Origin of the sequence: Micromonospora sp. NPDC049274, assembly GCF_040678875.1 — a bacterium.
Classification (GTDB): domain Bacteria; phylum Actinomycetota; class Actinomycetes; order Mycobacteriales; family Micromonosporaceae; genus Micromonospora.
In genome coordinates this window covers 577,625-592,990 of sequence record NZ_JBFAQS010000002.1, presented here as the reverse complement: position 1 = coordinate 592,990, position 15,366 = coordinate 577,625, and the positions used below count along the sequence as shown (strand labels likewise).

Genomic DNA, 15,366 nt, shown 5'->3' with positions numbered 1-15,366 from the left:
GCGTTGCGGCCGGCGACGCCAGGTGATGGTTCTCCCCGACTGCCACCTGGGCGAGGATGACCGCGGAGAGCGCGACATCGAGGTCCGCCGGCCCCCGACCCCACCCGAGAATTAGCAGTACAGACGACGACATAGGGGACAGAGTGCTCGACGTCAACTTCTTCGACGAGCTGCGCATTGGTCTCGCCACCGCCGACGACATCCGTCAGTGGTCGCACGGCGAGGTCAAGAAGCCTGAGACGATCAACTACCGCACCCTGAAGCCGGAGAAGGACGGACTCTTCTGCGAGAAGATCTTCGGTCCGCAGCGGGACTGGGAGTGCTACTGCGGTAAGTACAAGCGCGTCCGGTTCAAGGGCATCATCTGTGAGCGCTGCGGCGTCGAGGTGACTCGCTCCAAGGTCCGTCGTGAGCGGATGGGGCACATCGAGCTCGCCGCTCCGGTGACCCACATCTGGTACTTCAAGGGCGTTCCGAGCCGGCTGGGTTACCTGCTGGACCTCGCCCCCAAGGACCTCGAAAAGATCATCTACTTCGCCTCGTACGTCGTGACGAGCGTGGACGCCGAGTCGCGTCACCGTGACCTCTCGACGATCGAGAACGAGATCCTGGCCGAGAAGCGGCAGTCCGAGAACAGCCGCGACTCGGAGATCGAGAAGCGGGCCGCCAAGCTCGAGGCCGACCTGGCCGAGCTGGAGGCCGAGGGTGCCAAGGCGGACGTCCGGCGCAAGGTCAAGGAGGGCGGAGAGCGCGAGATGCGCCAGATCCGCGACCGGGCCCAGCGCGAGATCGACCGCCTGGACGAGGTGCTGGACACCTTCCGCAAGCTGGAGCCGAAGCAGCTGGTCACCGACGAGCTGCTCTACCGCGAGCTGCGCGACCGGTTCGGTGAGTACTTCACCGGTTCCATGGGCGCGGAGGCGATCAAGGCGCTGGTCCAGAACATGGACCTCGACGCCGAGGCCGAGAGCCTGCGGGAGACCATCCGGTCCGGCAAGGGTCAGCGGAAGATCCGGGCGCTCAAGCGGCTCAAGGTCGTGGCGGCGTTCCTGAACACCCGCAACTCGCCTCTCGGCATGGTGCTGGACTGCGTCCCGGTCATCCCGCCGGACCTGCGCCCGATGGTGCAGCTCGACGGTGGCCGCTTCGCGACCTCGGACCTGAACGACCTGTACCGCCGCGTGATCAACCGGAACAACCGCCTCAAGCGGCTGATCGACCTCGGTGCTCCCGAGATCATCGTCAACAACGAGAAGCGGATGCTCCAGGAGGCCGTCGACGCGCTGTTCGACAACGGCCGTCGCGGCCGGCCGGTCACCGGTCCGGGTAACCGCCCGCTCAAGTCGCTTTCCGACATGCTCAAGGGCAAGCAGGGTCGGTTCCGCCAGAACCTGCTGGGCAAGCGCGTCGACTACTCCGGCCGTTCGGTCATCGTGGTCGGCCCGAAGCTCAAGCTGCACCAGTGTGGTCTGCCCAAGCAGATGGCGCTGGAGCTGTTCAAGCCGTTCGTGATGAAGCGGCTGGTGGACCTCAACCACGCGCAGAACATCAAGTCCGCCAAGCGGATGGTCGAGCGTCAGCGCCCGGTCGTGTGGGACGTGCTGGAAGAGGTCATCGGCGAGCACCCGGTGCTGCTCAACCGGGCGCCGACCCTGCACCGTCTGGGCATCCAGGCCTTCGAGCCGCAGCTGGTCGAGGGCAAGGCGATCCAGATCCACCCGCTGGTCTGCACCGCGTTCAACGCCGACTTCGACGGTGACCAGATGGCGGTGCACGTGCCGCTGTCCGCCGAGGCCCAGGCCGAGGCGCGGATCCTGATGCTGTCGTCGAACAACATCCTCAAGCCGGCCGACGGCAAGCCGGTCACCATGCCCACGCAGGACATGGTCATCGGTCTGTACTACCTCACCCACCTCACCCCCGGTGAGAAGGGCGAGGGCCGGGCGTTCAGCTCGGACGCCGAGGCGCAGATGGCCTTCGACAACGGTGAGCTGGGCCTGCAGGCGCCGGTGCGGATCCGGCTGCGCGGCGTGGTCGGTGTCGACAACGGCGCCGGCGCCGAGGCGTGGACCGCCCCGGAGGGCTGGGTCGAGGGTGACCCGCTGACTGTGGAGACCACCCTGGGCCGGGTGCTGTTCAACGAGACGCTGCCGCAGGGCTACCGCTTCGTGAACTACGAGATCCGCAAGGGTCAGCTCTCTGCGATCGTCAACGACCTCGCCGAGCGCTTCCCCAAGGTGGCGCTGGCCGCCACCCTGGACGGGCTCAAGGAGGCCGGTTTCCACTGGGCCACCTGGTCCGGAGTGACGATCGGCATGGAGGACGTCATCGCTCCGCCGCGCAAGGCGGAGATCCTGGCGAAGTACGAGAAGGAAGCCGACCGGATCGACAAGCAGTACCAGCGTGGTCTGATGACCGCCGAGGAGCGTCGCGGCGAGCTCATCGAGATCTGGACCAAGGCGACCAACGAGGTCGCCAAGGAGATGGACACCGCGCTGCCGCAGGAGAACCCACTGTGGGTGATGATCAACTCGGGTGCCCGCGGTAACCTGCTCCAGCTCCGGCAGATCGCGGCGATCCGTGGTCTGGTGGCCAACCCGAAGGGCGAGATCATCCCGCGGCCGATCAAGGCCAGCTACCGGGAGGGTCTGTCCGTGCTGGAGTACTTCATCTCCACGCACGGTGCCCGTAAGGGTCTCGCCGACACCGCGCTGCGGACCGCCGACTCGGGTTACCTGACCCGTCGTCTGGTGGACGTCTCCCAGGACGTGATCATCCGCGAGGAGGACTGCGGCACCGACCGCGCGATCCCGATGCAGATCGGCGAGAAGCTGGACGGCAAGCTCGTCGTCCACACCCACGCCGAGACCAGCGTGCACGCCCGGACCCTGGCCGACGACATCAAGGGGCCGGACGGCACCGTGGTCGCCGAGCGTGGCCAGGACATCAACTCCATCGGTGTCGACAAGATCGTCGCCGCCGGGGTGGAGACGGTCCGGGTGCGCAGCGTGCTCACCTGCGAGTCGAAGCTGGGCGTCTGCGCTGCCTGCTACGGCCGCTCACTGCCGACCGGCAAGTCGGTCGACATCGGTGAGGCCGTCGGCATCATCGCCGCCCAGTCCATCGGTGAGCCCGGTACGCAGCTGACGATGCGTACCTTCCACACCGGTGGTGTCGCGGGTGAGGACATCACCCAGGGTCTGCCGCGTGTCCAGGAAATCTTCGAGGCTCGGGTCCCGAAGGGTAAGGCGCCCATCGCCGACACCCCGGGTCGGATCCGGATCGAGGACGGCGAGCGCTCGCGGAAGATCATCGTGGTGCCGGACGACGGCAGCGAAGAGATCGTCTACGACAAGATCTCGAAGCGCGTCAAGCTCCGTACCCACGACGGCGGTCACGTCGCGGTCGGCGAGAAGCTGACCGAGGGCACCATCGACCCGCACGAGCTGCTGCGGATCATGGGTCCGCGGGCGGTCCAGGTCCACCTGACCAGTGAGGTCCAGGAGGTCTACCGCTCGCAGGGTGTGCTCATCCACGACAAGCACATCGAGATCATCATCCGCCAGATGCTCAAGCGGGTGACGGTCATCGACTCCGGCTCGACCGAGTTCCTGCCGGGTGTGCTCGTCGACCGGGCGCTGTTCGAGTCGGAGAACCGCCGACTCGTGTCGGAGGGTGGCGAGCCTGCCGCCGGCCGTCCGGTGCTGATGGGTATCACCAAGGCCTCGCTGGCCACCGACTCCTGGCTCTCCGCGGCCTCCTTCCAGGAGACCACCCGGGTGCTGACCGACGCTGCGATCAACTCGCGCAGCGACTCGCTGGTCGGCCTCAAGGAGAACGTGATCATCGGTAAGCTCATCCCGGCCGGTACGGGCATCAGCAAGTACCGCAACGTCCGGGTCGAGCCGACCGAGGAGGCCAAGGCCAAGGTCTACTCGATGACCGGCTACCCGGAGACCGACTACGGGTTCGGGCCGGCCAGCGGACAGGCTGTTCCGCTGGACGACTTCGACTTCGGGTCGTACCGCTAAGCACCGACACCGACGAGGCCCCCGGCACCTGCCGGGGGCCTCGTCGTGTCCGGACCGACCCGGCGGTCGACCGGGTTGGGCATGATGGAGGCATGACGATCGCACCCGGACAGGTGTCCGTCGCGTCCCAGGGACTTCGCCACCCGCTGGATCCGGACCCGGCCCGTGCCACGAAGGCGCGGGCTGTCTTCGCGCTGGGGCTGCTCGGCATGCTGACCGGGCTGTTCATCGGCGGGGTGGTGCCGGCGACGGTCGCGTTGCACCTGGCGCGGCAGGCCCGCCGGGAGGCGTACGCCTCGGGGGGTTTCCTGACCGGCGGTGTCTGGTTGCGCAGGGGCGAACGGTTGGCCTGGACCGGCCTGGTGCTGGTCGCGGTCAGCGTGGTCGTCGCCGTGGTGATCGGCGTGGTCCGGCTGGCCGGCGTGCCGTTCGGCCACGACTACCCGGCGAACATGGACTGACCGTTCCATCGGCCACGCCCGGCGCGGACAGCGCTGCTTTCGGCGGTAGCCTGGCCGGTGTCCGCCGCTCGGCGGCGGCCCTGTCGACAGGAGGACCTCGTGACGGAACCGGCGCGGCCCCCGGCGGACGAACCGGCCGGGAATCCTGGCGCGCCGGCCCCGGGCCCGGCCCCCTCCGCGTCGAACGACTGGGCGCGACCCGATCCGGGCGGGCAGCCGACCGCACCCGCCGAGGCCCCCGATCCGGGTACGCCGCCTTCGGCGTGGGGTGCGCCGCCCCCCGGGTGGGGTCCGCCCACGGCCGAGTGGGGCGGGGTCGTTCCGCCCGGACCCGGCCAGCCTCATCCCGGGTCCGGTGCGCCGCTGCCGCACGGCTGGGGCCAGCCACCGTCGGGCCCTGCCCCCGCCTGGGGTCATCCGGCGTCGGGACCCGCGGCTGCCCCTGGCTGGAGCGAGCCACCATCGGGGCCCGGAAGTGCCCCCGGCTGGGGTCAGCCGCAGCAGGGGCCCGGGGTTCCGCACGGTTGGGGTCAGCCGCCGGCGGGGCCCGGGGTTCCACAGGGTTGGGGTCAGCCCCCGTCCGGGCCCGGTGCGCCGGCGGGTTGGGGGCAGCCTGTTTCGGGGCCCGCCGCGCCGGGCGCTTGGGGTCAGCCGGCGGGGCCCGGTGCGCCGCCGGGCTGGGGTCAGTCGGCGTCGCCCGGGTGGGGTGTGGCTCCCGCTCGGCCGGTGCCGCCGCCCACCGACGACAAGCGGCGGCCGCCGAAGCGGGTGGAGGCGGTCCCGGGCACGCCGTTCGGCGTGGTGCACCTGGATGTGGCGCCGGTCACCTCCGGCCTGGCGACCGGGGCGCTGGTGGCGGGCATCGCGTCGATCCTGGTCTCGCTCCTGGTGATCTGCTTCGGGGTGGCGTTCGGGGACGACGGCGGCGTCTGGGCCTCCGGCGCCTTCACCGTGCTGGGGGTGCTGGCGGGAGTGGCGGCGATCGTCACCGGTCTGCTCGGCAGGCGGCAGATCGGCCGGCCGGCCGCGCCGTCGGCGGTCCGGTTCACCGGGCGCGGACTGGCGGTGGCCGGCATCAGTTGCGGCGCGGCGGGTGCGCTGCTCAGCCTGTTGGGCCTGGGCCTGGCGTTGCTGATCACCCTGACGTGACACCGCGCACCGCTTCGGCGGTCCCGGGGCGCCGGATCCGCGGTGCCAGCATGGGGGCGACGGGTGGTCCGGCGGGGAAGCCGGTACACTTGTGTCTGTAGGTGCCCATCGCGGGCGACGAGGCGGGACGAGATCCGGCCGGCGGGTGTGAGACGATCGCCGACCCATTCCGTTTTGACCTGGACGGCTGTGGTAGGTACTCTTTCCCCTTGTGCCCGGGCGTGCCCGGGCAACTCGTGCGTGCGCTGGTTCCGGAGTCCGGACGGCGGCACGACAAGCCAGAGATCCGGGGCGGGGCGATCCGCGTGCCGGTGACAGAAAACCCCGGTACGCCTGCGAAAGCGTCCGCACCGGGACCGTGAGCTGGGCGACACGCCCGACCGCGGGTGCCGGGACCTCCGCAAGGTGGCCCTGGTCGGAATGTAGGAGAGCCGGTCATCAGGCCGGCTAACGAGCAGACGGCGCGGCCGCGTAAAGCGGCCGAAGGGAGCGGAGAAACCCGGTGCCCACCATTCAGCAGCTGGTCCGAAAGGGCCGTCAGGCCAAGACGACCAAGACCAAGACCCCGGCGCTCAAGGGGTCCCCCCAGCGGCGCGGCGTGTGCACCCGCGTGTACACCACCACCCCCAAGAAGCCGAACTCCGCGCTGCGCAAGGTCGCTCGTGTGAAGCTCAGCAGCCAGATCGAGGTGACCGCCTACATCCCGGGCGTCGGTCACAACCTGCAGGAGCACTCGATCGTGCTCGTTCGCGGCGGCCGGGTGAAGGACCTCCCCGGCGTGCGTTACAAGATCGTCCGCGGCTCGCTGGACACCCAGGGTGTCCGCAACCGCAAGCAGGCGCGCAGCCGTTACGGCGCGAAGAAGGAGAAGAGCTGACATGCCGCGTAAGGGACCCGCTCCGCGGCGGCCACTGGTCGCTGACCCGGTGTACAACTCGCCGCTGGTCACCCAGCTGGTGAACAAGATCCTGCTGCGCGGCAAGCGTCAGCTCGCCGAGTCGATCGTGTACGCGGCCCTCGAGGGCTGCCGCGAGAAGTCCGGCACCGACCCGGTCGTCACCCTCAAGCGGGCGATGGACAACGTCAAGCCGACCCTCGAGGTGCGCAGCCGTCGTGTCGGTGGCGCCACCTACCAGGTTCCGGTCGAGGTTCGCCCCACCCGGGCGACCACTCTGGGCCTGCGTTGGCTGGTGACCTACTCCCGCGCCCGGCGTGAGAAGACCATGGTCGAGCGGCTGATGAACGAGCTGCTGGACGCGAGCAACGGCCTCGGTGCCGCCGTCAAGCGGCGCGAGGACACGCACAAGATGGCCGAGTCCAACAAGGCCTTCGCGCACTACCGCTGGTAACACCCTGGTTCCGGCGCCCCACCGGGCGCCGGAACCGCCACCAGTTGAGTCGAGACGACGATAAGTAGGGATTGAAGTGGCCGCCGCAGACGCGCTCGCCAACGTACGCAACATCGGCATCATGGCGCACATCGATGCCGGTAAGACCACGACCACCGAGCGAATCCTGTTCTACACCGGCATCACGTACAAGATCGGTGAGGTCCACGAGGGCGCTGCCGTCATGGACTGGATGGAGCAGGAGCAGGAGCGTGGTATCACCATCACCTCCGCTGCTACCAAGTGTGAGTGGAAGGGCCACACGATCCAGATCATCGACACGCCCGGTCACGTCGACTTCACGGTCGAGGTCGAGCGGTCGCTGCGTGTGCTGGATGGTGCGGTCGCGGTCTACGACGGTGTCGCCGGCGTGGAGCCGCAGACCGAGAACGTCTGGCGGCAGGCCGACAAGTACAACGTCCCGCGGATGTGCTTCGTCAACAAGCTCGACCGGACCGGCGCCGACTTCTTCCGCTGCGTGCAGATGATGATCGACCGGCTGAACGCCACCCCGCTGGTGCTCCAGATCCCGATCGGTCTCGAGGGTGACCACATCGGTGTCGTCGACCTGATCGGCATGCGCGCTCTCACCTGGCGTGGGGAGACCCAGAAGGGTGACGACTACGCGATCGAGGAGATCCCGGCCGAGCTGGCCGACTCCGCGGCCGAGTGGCGCGAGAAGCTGATGGAGACCCTCGCCGACGTCGACGACTCGGTGATGGAGAAGTACCTGGAGGGCGAGGAGGTCTCCCCGGAGGAGATCAAGGCCGCCATCCGGCGTGCCACCATCGCCGGCAAGGCCAACCCGGTGCTGTGCGGCTCGGCGTTCAAGAACAAGGGCGTCCAGCCCATGCTCGACGCCGTGGTCGACTTCCTGCCGTCGCCGCTGGACGTTCCGGCGATCGAGGGTACGGCCCCCGACGGCGAGACTCCGCTGCTGCGGAAGCCGTCGAACTCGGAGCCCTTCTCCGGCCTGGCCTTCAAGATCCAGACGGACAAGCACCTCGGCAAGCTCACCTACGTGCGGGTCTACTCCGGCACGCTCGATTCCGGTTCCCAGGTGGTCAACTCCACCAAGGACCGCAAGGAGCGGATCGGCAAGATCTACCAGATGCACGCCAACAAGCGGGAAGAGCGTCCGTCGGCGCGGGCCGGCGACATCATCGCCGTCCAGGGTCTCAAGCAGACCACCACCGGCGACACGCTCTCCGACCCGGCGAACCCGGTCATCCTGGAGTCGATGACCTTCCCGGAGCCGGTCATCTCGGTGGCGATCGAGCCGAAGACCAAGTCCGACCAGGAGAAGCTGGGTACGGCCATCCAGCGCCTGGCCGAGGAGGACCCGACCTTCCGCGTCCAGTTGGACGAGGAGACCGGTCAGACGGTCATCTCCGGCATGGGTGAGCTGCACCTGGACATCCTGGTCGACCGGATGCGCCGCGAGTTCAACGTCGAGGCGAACGTCGGCAAGCCTCAGGTGGCGTACCGCGAGACCATCCGCCGCAAGGTGGACAAGGTCGAGTACACCCACAAGAAGCAGACCGGTGGTTCCGGCCAGTACGCCCGCGTCATCGTGAGCGTCGAGCCGCTGCCTCTGGACAACGACTCGCCGACCTACGAGTTCGCCAACGCCGTCAGCGGCGGCCGCATCCCCCGGGAGTTCATCCCCTCGGTGGACGCCGGTGCGCAGGACGCGCTGCAGTACGGCATCCTGGCGGGCTTCCCGCTGGTCGGCGTGAAGCTGACCCTGCTGGACGGCCAGTACCACGAGGTCGACTCGTCGGAAATGGCATTCAAGATCGCCGGCTCCATGGTGATGAAGGACGCGGCCCGCAAGGCCGATCCGGCGTTGCTCGAGCCGATGATGGCCGTTGAAGTCACCACTCCTGAGGAGAACATGGGTGACGTCATCGGTGACCTCAACTCCCGCCGCGGCATCATCCAGGCGATGGAGGAGCGCAGCGGCGCCCGCATCGTCAGGGCTCTGGTGCCGTTGTCGGAGATGTTCGGCTACGTCGGCGACCTGCGGTCGAAGACCCAGGGCCGGGCTAGCTACAGCATGCAGTTCGACTCCTACGCCGAGGTTCCGCAGAGCGTCGCGAAGGAGATCATCGCCAAGGCAACGGGCGAGTAACGCCCCGAGCAGGTGATTCGTGGTCGGTCGTGGGTGGTTTCACCCGCCCGCGGCCACCACGATCGGATCGCGTGAGACCGGGCCTGTAGGCTTCATCGCCGCAGAACCCACAAAGGCTCTCCGGCCGTTCGGCCGGAAAGGCTGTCGACAGAGTCCTAAGCGCCGACCGGCGCGCCGGGCGTACGAACCAAGAAGTCCACAGGAGGACACCAGTGGCGAAGGCTAAGTTCGAGCGGACTAAGCCGCACGTCAACATCGGCACCATTGGTCACATCGACCACGGTAAGACGACGCTGACGGCGGCCATCACCAAGGTCCTGCACGACCAGTTCCCGGACCTGAACCCTTACACGCCGTTCGACGAGATCGACAAGGCGCCGGAGGAGAAGGCCCGCGGCATCACGATCTCGATCGCGCACGTCGAGTACCAGACCGAGGCGCGGCACTACGCGCACGTCGACTGCCCCGGCCACGCGGACTACATCAAGAACATGATCACCGGTGCCGCGCAGATGGACGGCGCGATCCTGGTGGTCGCGGCGACCGACGGCCCGATGCCGCAGACCCGTGAGCACGTGCTGCTCGCGCGTCAGGTTGGCGTGCCGTACATCGTCGTGGCGCTCAACAAGAGCGACATGGTCGACGACGAGGAGCTCCTGGAGCTCGTCGAGCTCGAGGTCCGTGAGCTGCTCTCCTCGCAGGAGTACCCGGGTGACGACCTGCCGGTCGTCCGGGTTTCGGCGCTGAAGGCCCTCGAGGGTGACCCCGAGTGGACCGGCAAGCTGCTGGACCTGATGAACGCGGTCGACACCTCGATCCCGCAGCCGGATCGCGAGGTTGACAAGCCGTTCCTGATGCCGGTTGAGGACGTCTTCACGATCACCGGTCGTGGCACCGTCGTCACCGGTCGTGTGGAGCGCGGCGTTCTCCTGCCGAACGAGGATGTTGAGCTCGTTGGTATCAAGGAGAAGAGCTTCAAGACCAAGGTCACCGCGATCGAGATGTTCCGGAAGACCCTGGACGACGCCCGCGCAGGCGAGAACGTCGGTCTGCTGCTGCGCGGCACCAAGCGCGACGAGGTCGAGCGCGGCATGGTCGTCGTGAAGCCGGGCTCGAACACCCCGCACACGGAGTTCGAGGCGACGGTCTACATCCTCTCCAAGGAGGAGGGCGGCCGGCACACCCCGTTCTTCCAGAACTACCGCCCGCAGTTCTACTTCCGGACCACGGACGTGACCGGTGTCGTTACCCTCCCCGAGGGCACCGAGATGGTCATGCCGGGCGACAACACCACCATGTCGGTGAAGCTGATCCAGCCCATCGCCATGGAGGAGAACCTCAAGTTCGCGATCCGCGAGGGTGGCCGCACCGTCGGCGCCGGGTTCGTCACCAAGATCATCAAGTGAGCTAGGTAACCCCGATTAGACCCGCCGCCGGTCGTGCGGCATACTAGTCAGGTTGCGTAACGACAGTTCGTCGCCTGTGTTCGGCTTTCGCTGAACCTCCGGGTGGCGAGACAGTCGAGCGTAGGGTGGTTGGCGGCCCAGTCGCCAACCACCCTCGCACGGCGTTCAGGTCGCGGTAACGCGATCGGCGCCTTGACCCACCGCGCGGTCAGCACCACTCCGGAACCACGGGGCGGAGCCCGGCCCGAGGGCGCGACACGCCCGACCGCGGGGGTCGGCGAAGTGGGCCTGTGCCAGCCGGTACAGGCGCCCGCAACACAGCGGCATCGAGAGAAGGAACAGAAGCCACCATGGCGGGACAGAAGATCCGCATCCGGCTCAAGGCCTATGACCACGAGGTCGTCGACTCCTCGGCTCGGAAGATCGTCGAGACGGTGACGCGCACCGGGGCGCAGGTCGCGGGCCCGGTGCCGCTGCCCACGGAGATCAACCGTTTCTGCGTTATCCGCTCGCCGCACAAGTACAAGGACTCGCGCGAGCACTTCGAGATGCGCACGCACAAGCGGCTGATCGACATCATCGACCCGACCCCGAAGACGGTCGACTCGCTCATGCGCCTCGACCTGCCGGCTGGCGTCGACATCGAGATCAAGCTGTAGGGACCGGACAAATGGACAGGCAAGTCAAGGGGATCCTGGGCGCCAAGCTCGGCATGACCCAGGTCTGGGACAACAACCGTGTTGTTCCCGTGACCGTGGTCGAGGCCGGCCCGTGCGTCATCAGCCAGGTTCGTAGCGCCGAGAAGGACGGTTACTCCGCGGTCCAGCTCGCGTACGGCACCATCGACCCGCGCAAGGTCAAGAAGCCGGTCAGCGGGCACTACGCGAAGGCGGACGTGGCGCCGCGCCGGCACATCGTCGAGCTGCGCACCACGGACGCTGGGGAATACTCGCTCGGCCAGGAAGTCACGGTCGAGGAGTTCCCGGCCGGCCTCACGATCGACGTCACCGGCAAGACCAAGGGCAAGGGCTACGCCGGCCCGATGAAGCGGCACGGCTTCCACGGTCTGCGCGCCAGCCACGGTGTCGAGCGCAAGCACCGCTCGCCCGGTTCCATCGGCGCCTGCGCCACCCCGGGTCGTGTCTTCAAGGGCACCCGGATGGCCGGCCGCATGGGTGGCGTGCGCTACACCGTGCAGAACCTCACCGTCCAGGCGGTCGACACCGAGAACAACCTGCTGCTCGTCCGGGGTGCCATTCCTGGCCCCAAGGGCGCGTTGGTTCTGGTCCGTACCGCGGCCAAGAGCAAGGTGAAGAAGGGCGGTGCGGCCAAGTGACCACCGTTGACGTGCGCACCGTCGAGGGCACCACCAGCAGCTCGGTCGAGTTGCCGGCGGACATCTTCGACGTGCAGGCCAACGTCGCGCTGATGCACCAGGTCGTGGTGGCCCAGCTCGCGGCGGCCCGACAGGGCACGCACAAGGCCAAGACCCGCGGCGAGGTCGCCGGTGGCGGCAAGAAGCCGTACAAGCAGAAGGGCACCGGTCGCGCCCGGCAGGGCTCGATCCGCGCGCCGCAGTTCGCCGGCGGTGGCGTGGTGCACGGTCCCGTGCCGCGCGACTACAGCCAGCGGACCCCGAAGAAGATGAAGGCCGCCGCGCTCCGCGGTGCCCTCTCGGACCGGGCCCGCGCCGGGCAGGTGCACGTCGTCGAGGCATTCGTCTCGGGCGAGAAGCCGTCGACCAAGGCGGCCCTGGCCACGCTGACCAAGCTCACCGAGGCCCGTCGGGTCCTGGTCGTGCTGAGCAGCACCGACGAACTGAACTGGGTGTCACTGCGCAACGAGCCGCGGGTGCACCTGATCGAGTCCGGCCAGCTGAACACGTACGACGTGCTGGTGGCCGACGACGTGGTCTTCACCAAGGACGCCCTGGACGAGTTCCTGGGCGTGCCCGCCGAGACCACCGAGGAGGGTGGCAAGTGAGCACCATCGCCGACCCGCGCGACATCATCGTGGCGCCGGTCGTCTCGGAGAAGAGCTACAGCGAGCTGAACCGGAACTGGTACACCTTCCTGGTGCACCCGGACGCGAACAAGACCGAGATCAAGATCGCTATCCAGCAGATCTTCGACGTCCGCGTCCTGACGGTCAACACGCTCAACCGCCAGGGTAAGCGCAAGCGCACCAAGACCGGCTTCGGTCAGCGCAAGGCGACCAAGCGGGCGATCGTGAAGCTGGCTGACGGTGACCGTATCGAGGCCTTCGGCGGCCCGGTCAGCTGAGGGGTGTAGACAATGGCTATCCGTAAGTACAAGCCGACGACGCCGGGCCGACGTGGCTCCAGCGTCGCTGACTTCGCCGAGATCACCCGGTCCACGCCGGAGAAGTCGCTGCTGGCTCCGTTGCCGAAGAAGGGCGGGCGTAACGCCCACGGCCGGATCACCACGCGGCACCACGGCGGCGGTCACAAGCGCCAGTACCGTCTGATCGACTTCAAGCGGGTCGACAAGGACGGCGTCCCGGCGAAGGTCGCTCACATCGAGTACGACCCGAACCGCACGGCGCGCATCGCGCTGCTGCACTACGCCGACGGCGAGAAGCGGTACATCATCGCGCCGAAGGACATGAAGCAGGGCGACCGCGTCGAGTCCGGTCCGGGCGCCGACATCAAGCCGGGTAACAACCTGCCGCTGCGCAACATCCCGGTCGGTACCACGATCCACAACGTGGAGCTGCGTCCGGGCGGTGGGGCCAAGCTGGCCCGTTCCGCAGGCGTCGGCATCCAGCTGCTCGGCCGCGAGGGCGCGTACGCGACCCTGCGTATGCCGTCCGGCGAGATCCGGCGTGTGGACGTGCGCTGCCGCGCGAGCGTCGGCGAGATCGGCAACGCCGACCAGTCGAACATCAACTGGGGTAAGGCCGGCCGTATGCGGTGGAAGGGCAAGCGCCCGACCGTCCGTGGTGTCGCCATGAACCCGGTCGACCACCCGCACGGTGGTGGTGAGGGTAAGACCTCCGGTGGTCGCCACCCGGTCAACCCGCAGGGTAAGCCCGAGGGCCGCACCCGCCGTAAGGGCCAGCCGAGCGACAAGCTGATCGTCCGCCGCCGCTACGCCACGCGTAAGCGCGGCTGAGGGAGATAAGACATGCCTCGCAGCCTCAAGAAGGGCCCGTTCGTAGACGACCACCTGCTCAAGAAGGTGGAAGTGCAGAACGACAAGGGCTCGAAGAACGTGATCAAGACCTGGTCGCGGCGCTCGACGATCATCCCGGAGATGCTCGGGCACACGATCGCCGTGCATGACGGACGCAAGCACGTCCCGGTGTTCGTGACCGAGGCGATGGTCGGGCACAAGCTCGGCGAGTTCGCGCTGACCCGCACGTTCAAGGGTCACGAGAAGGACGACCGGAAGAGCCGTCGGCGCTGAGCCGCGGGCATACGGATAGAGGGAACAAGGGGTTACAGCGATGCCAGGAAAGGGCGACGCTCCGGTGCTTCCGGGCGCGCGGGCGGTTGCGCGGCACGTGCGCATCTCGCCGATGAAGGCGCGCCGGGTGGTCAACCTCGTCCGCGGCCTGCCCGCGAAGGAGGCTCTCACGGTGCTGCAGTTCGCGCCGCAGGCTGCGAGCGAGCAGGTGTACAAGGTGCTCGCTAGCGCGATCGCCAACGCGGAGAACAACGAGCGGCTGGACCCTGACGCGCTGCTCGTCAGCGAGGCGTTCGTGGACGAGGGCCCGACGATGAAGCGGTTCCAGCCGCGGGCGCAGGGCCGGGCGTACCGGATCCGCAAGCGCACCTGCCACATCACCGTGGCAGTCGAGGCGGTCGCGCCGGCAGCGCCGAGGAAGGCCGCGGCGAAGAAGGCCGCCCCGGCCACGGAGGCCGCACCGGCCGAAGCGCAGAGCAAGACGGAGGACGCCGAGTAATGGGTCAGAAGGTTCACCCCACTGGGTTCCGGCTCGGCATCTCGACCGACTGGAAGTCCCGCTGGTTCGCAGACAAGCTCTACAAGGACTACATCGGCGAGGATGTCAAGATCCGCCGCATGATGTCCAAGGGCCTCGAGCGTGCCGGGATTTCCAAGGTCGACATCGAGCGCACCCGCGACCGCGTCCGCGTCGACATCCACACCGCCCGGCCGGGCATCGTCATCGGCCGTAAGGGTGCGGAGGCCGACCGGATCCGCGGCGAGCTCGAGAAGCTCACCGGCAAGCAGGTCCAGCTGAACATCATCGAGGTGAAGAACCCCGAGTCGGACGCTCAGCTCGTCGCGCAGGGCGTGGCCGAGCAGCTGTCCAGCCGGGTCAGCTTCCGTCGGGCGATGCGCAAGGCCATGCAGTCGGCCATGAAGAACCCGGTCTGCAAGGGCATCCGGGTTCAGGTCTCGGGCCGCCTCGGCGGCGCCGAGATGAGCCGGACCGAGTTCTACCGCGAGGGCCGGGTTCCGCTGCACACGCTGCGGGCCAACATCGAGTACGGCTTCTTCGAGGCCCGTACGACCTTCGGCCGGATCGGCGTGAAGGTCTGGATCTACAAGGGTGACGCGGTTCCGGGCCGGGAGGCTCCGGCCGAGGCCGGTCCGTCGCGCCCGCGTCGTGGTGAGCGCGGCGACCGTCCCGAGCGTCCGCGCCGTGGCCGGTCCGGTTCGTCCGGCACGACCGCTGGTGGCACCGAGGCCGGTCGGGCTGCTGCGACCACCATCGCGCAGCAGGCCGAGACGCCGAGTGGCGAGCCGGTCGACAGCGCTGCTGTCGCGGCCGCGGCTGCTCCGGCAGAAACGCAGCAGGAGGGCTGAC

The 15,366-nt window shown here is 68.3% G+C and carries 15 protein-coding genes; all 15 read left to right on the top strand.

What is annotated here, in order from left to right; translation table 11 throughout:
* Positions 1–143 precede the first annotated feature (143 nt).
* The 15 genes from AB0K10_RS06360 to rpsC all read left to right on the top strand — a co-directional run bounded on the left by AB0K10_RS06360 (position 144) and on the right by rpsC (position 15,365).
* A complete protein-coding gene (locus tag AB0K10_RS06360) occupies positions 144–4,031 on the top strand; it encodes a DNA-directed RNA polymerase subunit beta' (RefSeq protein ID WP_363680465.1) in 3,888 nt (1,295 codons plus the stop codon).
* A 92-nt stretch (positions 4,032–4,123) separates the two neighbouring features.
* Positions 4,124–4,492, top strand: coding sequence for a hypothetical protein (locus AB0K10_RS06355; RefSeq protein WP_363680463.1), 369 nt, complete (start codon positions 4,124–4,126; stop codon positions 4,490–4,492).
* 768 nt (positions 4,493–5,260) lie between these two features.
* Complete coding sequence (locus AB0K10_RS06350; RefSeq protein WP_363680541.1) at positions 5,261–5,641, top strand: hypothetical protein; 381 nt, start codon at positions 5,261–5,263, stop codon at positions 5,639–5,641.
* Positions 5,642–6,143: 502 nt separating this feature from the next.
* Positions 6,144–6,518: a 30S ribosomal protein S12 gene (gene rpsL, locus AB0K10_RS06345; RefSeq protein ID WP_007465318.1), complete on the top strand. Its 375-nt coding sequence runs from the start codon at positions 6,144–6,146 to the stop codon at positions 6,516–6,518.
* Between the two features lies 1 nt (position 6,519).
* The gene (gene rpsG, locus AB0K10_RS06340) at positions 6,520–6,990 is read left to right on the top strand and encodes a 30S ribosomal protein S7 (protein ID WP_007465317.1); all 471 of its coding nucleotides are present in this window, start codon (positions 6,520–6,522) and stop codon (positions 6,988–6,990) included.
* A gap of 76 nt (positions 6,991–7,066) precedes the next feature.
* The gene (gene fusA, locus AB0K10_RS06335; protein WP_363680461.1) at positions 7,067–9,163 is read left to right on the top strand and encodes an elongation factor G; all 2,097 of its coding nucleotides are present in this window, start codon (positions 7,067–7,069) and stop codon (positions 9,161–9,163) included.
* A gap of 212 nt (positions 9,164–9,375) precedes the next feature.
* Positions 9,376–10,569 (top strand): elongation factor Tu, encoded by a 1,194-nt coding sequence (gene tuf, locus AB0K10_RS06330; RefSeq protein WP_363680459.1) that lies wholly within the window; start codon positions 9,376–9,378, stop codon positions 10,567–10,569.
* A 350-nt stretch (positions 10,570–10,919) separates the two neighbouring features.
* Positions 10,920–11,228, top strand: a complete 309-nt coding sequence (gene rpsJ, locus AB0K10_RS06325; protein WP_007073037.1) for a 30S ribosomal protein S10 — start codon at positions 10,920–10,922, stop codon at positions 11,226–11,228.
* A gap of 11 nt (positions 11,229–11,239) precedes the next feature.
* Positions 11,240–11,905: a 50S ribosomal protein L3 gene (gene rplC / locus AB0K10_RS06320; protein ID WP_266246328.1), complete on the top strand. Its 666-nt coding sequence runs from the start codon at positions 11,240–11,242 to the stop codon at positions 11,903–11,905.
* Positions 11,902–12,552 (top strand): 50S ribosomal protein L4, encoded by a 651-nt coding sequence (gene rplD, locus AB0K10_RS06315; protein ID WP_007465305.1) that lies wholly within the window; start codon positions 11,902–11,904, stop codon positions 12,550–12,552. The genes rplC and rplD overlap by 4 nt, the downstream gene beginning before the upstream one ends.
* Positions 12,549–12,851, top strand: a complete 303-nt coding sequence (gene rplW / locus AB0K10_RS06310) for a 50S ribosomal protein L23 (protein ID WP_088998352.1) — start codon at positions 12,549–12,551, stop codon at positions 12,849–12,851. The genes rplD and rplW overlap by 4 nt, the downstream gene beginning before the upstream one ends.
* 12 nt (positions 12,852–12,863) lie before the next feature.
* The gene (gene rplB / locus AB0K10_RS06305) at positions 12,864–13,703 is read left to right on the top strand and encodes a 50S ribosomal protein L2 (protein ID WP_007465301.1); all 840 of its coding nucleotides are present in this window, start codon (positions 12,864–12,866) and stop codon (positions 13,701–13,703) included.
* Between the two features lie 12 nt (positions 13,704–13,715).
* Positions 13,716–13,997: a 30S ribosomal protein S19 gene (gene rpsS / locus AB0K10_RS06300; protein ID WP_007465299.1), complete on the top strand. Its 282-nt coding sequence runs from the start codon at positions 13,716–13,718 to the stop codon at positions 13,995–13,997.
* Positions 13,998–14,037: 40 nt separating this feature from the next.
* Positions 14,038–14,496, top strand: a complete 459-nt coding sequence (gene rplV, locus AB0K10_RS06295; RefSeq protein WP_007465297.1) for a 50S ribosomal protein L22 — start codon at positions 14,038–14,040, stop codon at positions 14,494–14,496.
* Positions 14,496–15,365 (top strand): 30S ribosomal protein S3, encoded by an 870-nt coding sequence (rpsC, locus tag AB0K10_RS06290; RefSeq protein ID WP_007465294.1) that lies wholly within the window; start codon positions 14,496–14,498, stop codon positions 15,363–15,365. Before rplV ends, rpsC begins: the two co-directional genes overlap by 1 nt.
* Position 15,366: the final 1 nt, after the last annotated feature.

Excerpts from the sequence above, each read along its gene's own strand:
- AB0K10_RS06355 (WP_363680463.1), top strand. The coding sequence starts at position 4,124 with ATGACGATCGCACCCGGACAGGTGTCCGTCGCGTCCCAGGGACTTCGC.
- rpsG (WP_007465317.1), top strand. The coding sequence starts at position 6,520 with ATGCCGCGTAAGGGACCCGCTCCGCGGCGGCCACTGGTCGCTGACCCG.
- rpsJ (WP_007073037.1), top strand. The coding sequence starts at position 10,920 with ATGGCGGGACAGAAGATCCGCATCCGGCTCAAGGCCTATGACCACGAG.
- rplC (WP_266246328.1), top strand. The coding sequence starts at position 11,240 with ATGGACAGGCAAGTCAAGGGGATCCTGGGCGCCAAGCTCGGCATGACC.
- rplB (WP_007465301.1), top strand. The coding sequence starts at position 12,864 with ATGGCTATCCGTAAGTACAAGCCGACGACGCCGGGCCGACGTGGCTCC.
- rpsS (WP_007465299.1), top strand. The coding sequence starts at position 13,716 with ATGCCTCGCAGCCTCAAGAAGGGCCCGTTCGTAGACGACCACCTGCTC.
- rplV (WP_007465297.1), top strand. The coding sequence starts at position 14,038 with ATGCCAGGAAAGGGCGACGCTCCGGTGCTTCCGGGCGCGCGGGCGGTT.
- rpsC (WP_007465294.1), top strand. The coding sequence starts at position 14,496 with ATGGGTCAGAAGGTTCACCCCACTGGGTTCCGGCTCGGCATCTCGACC.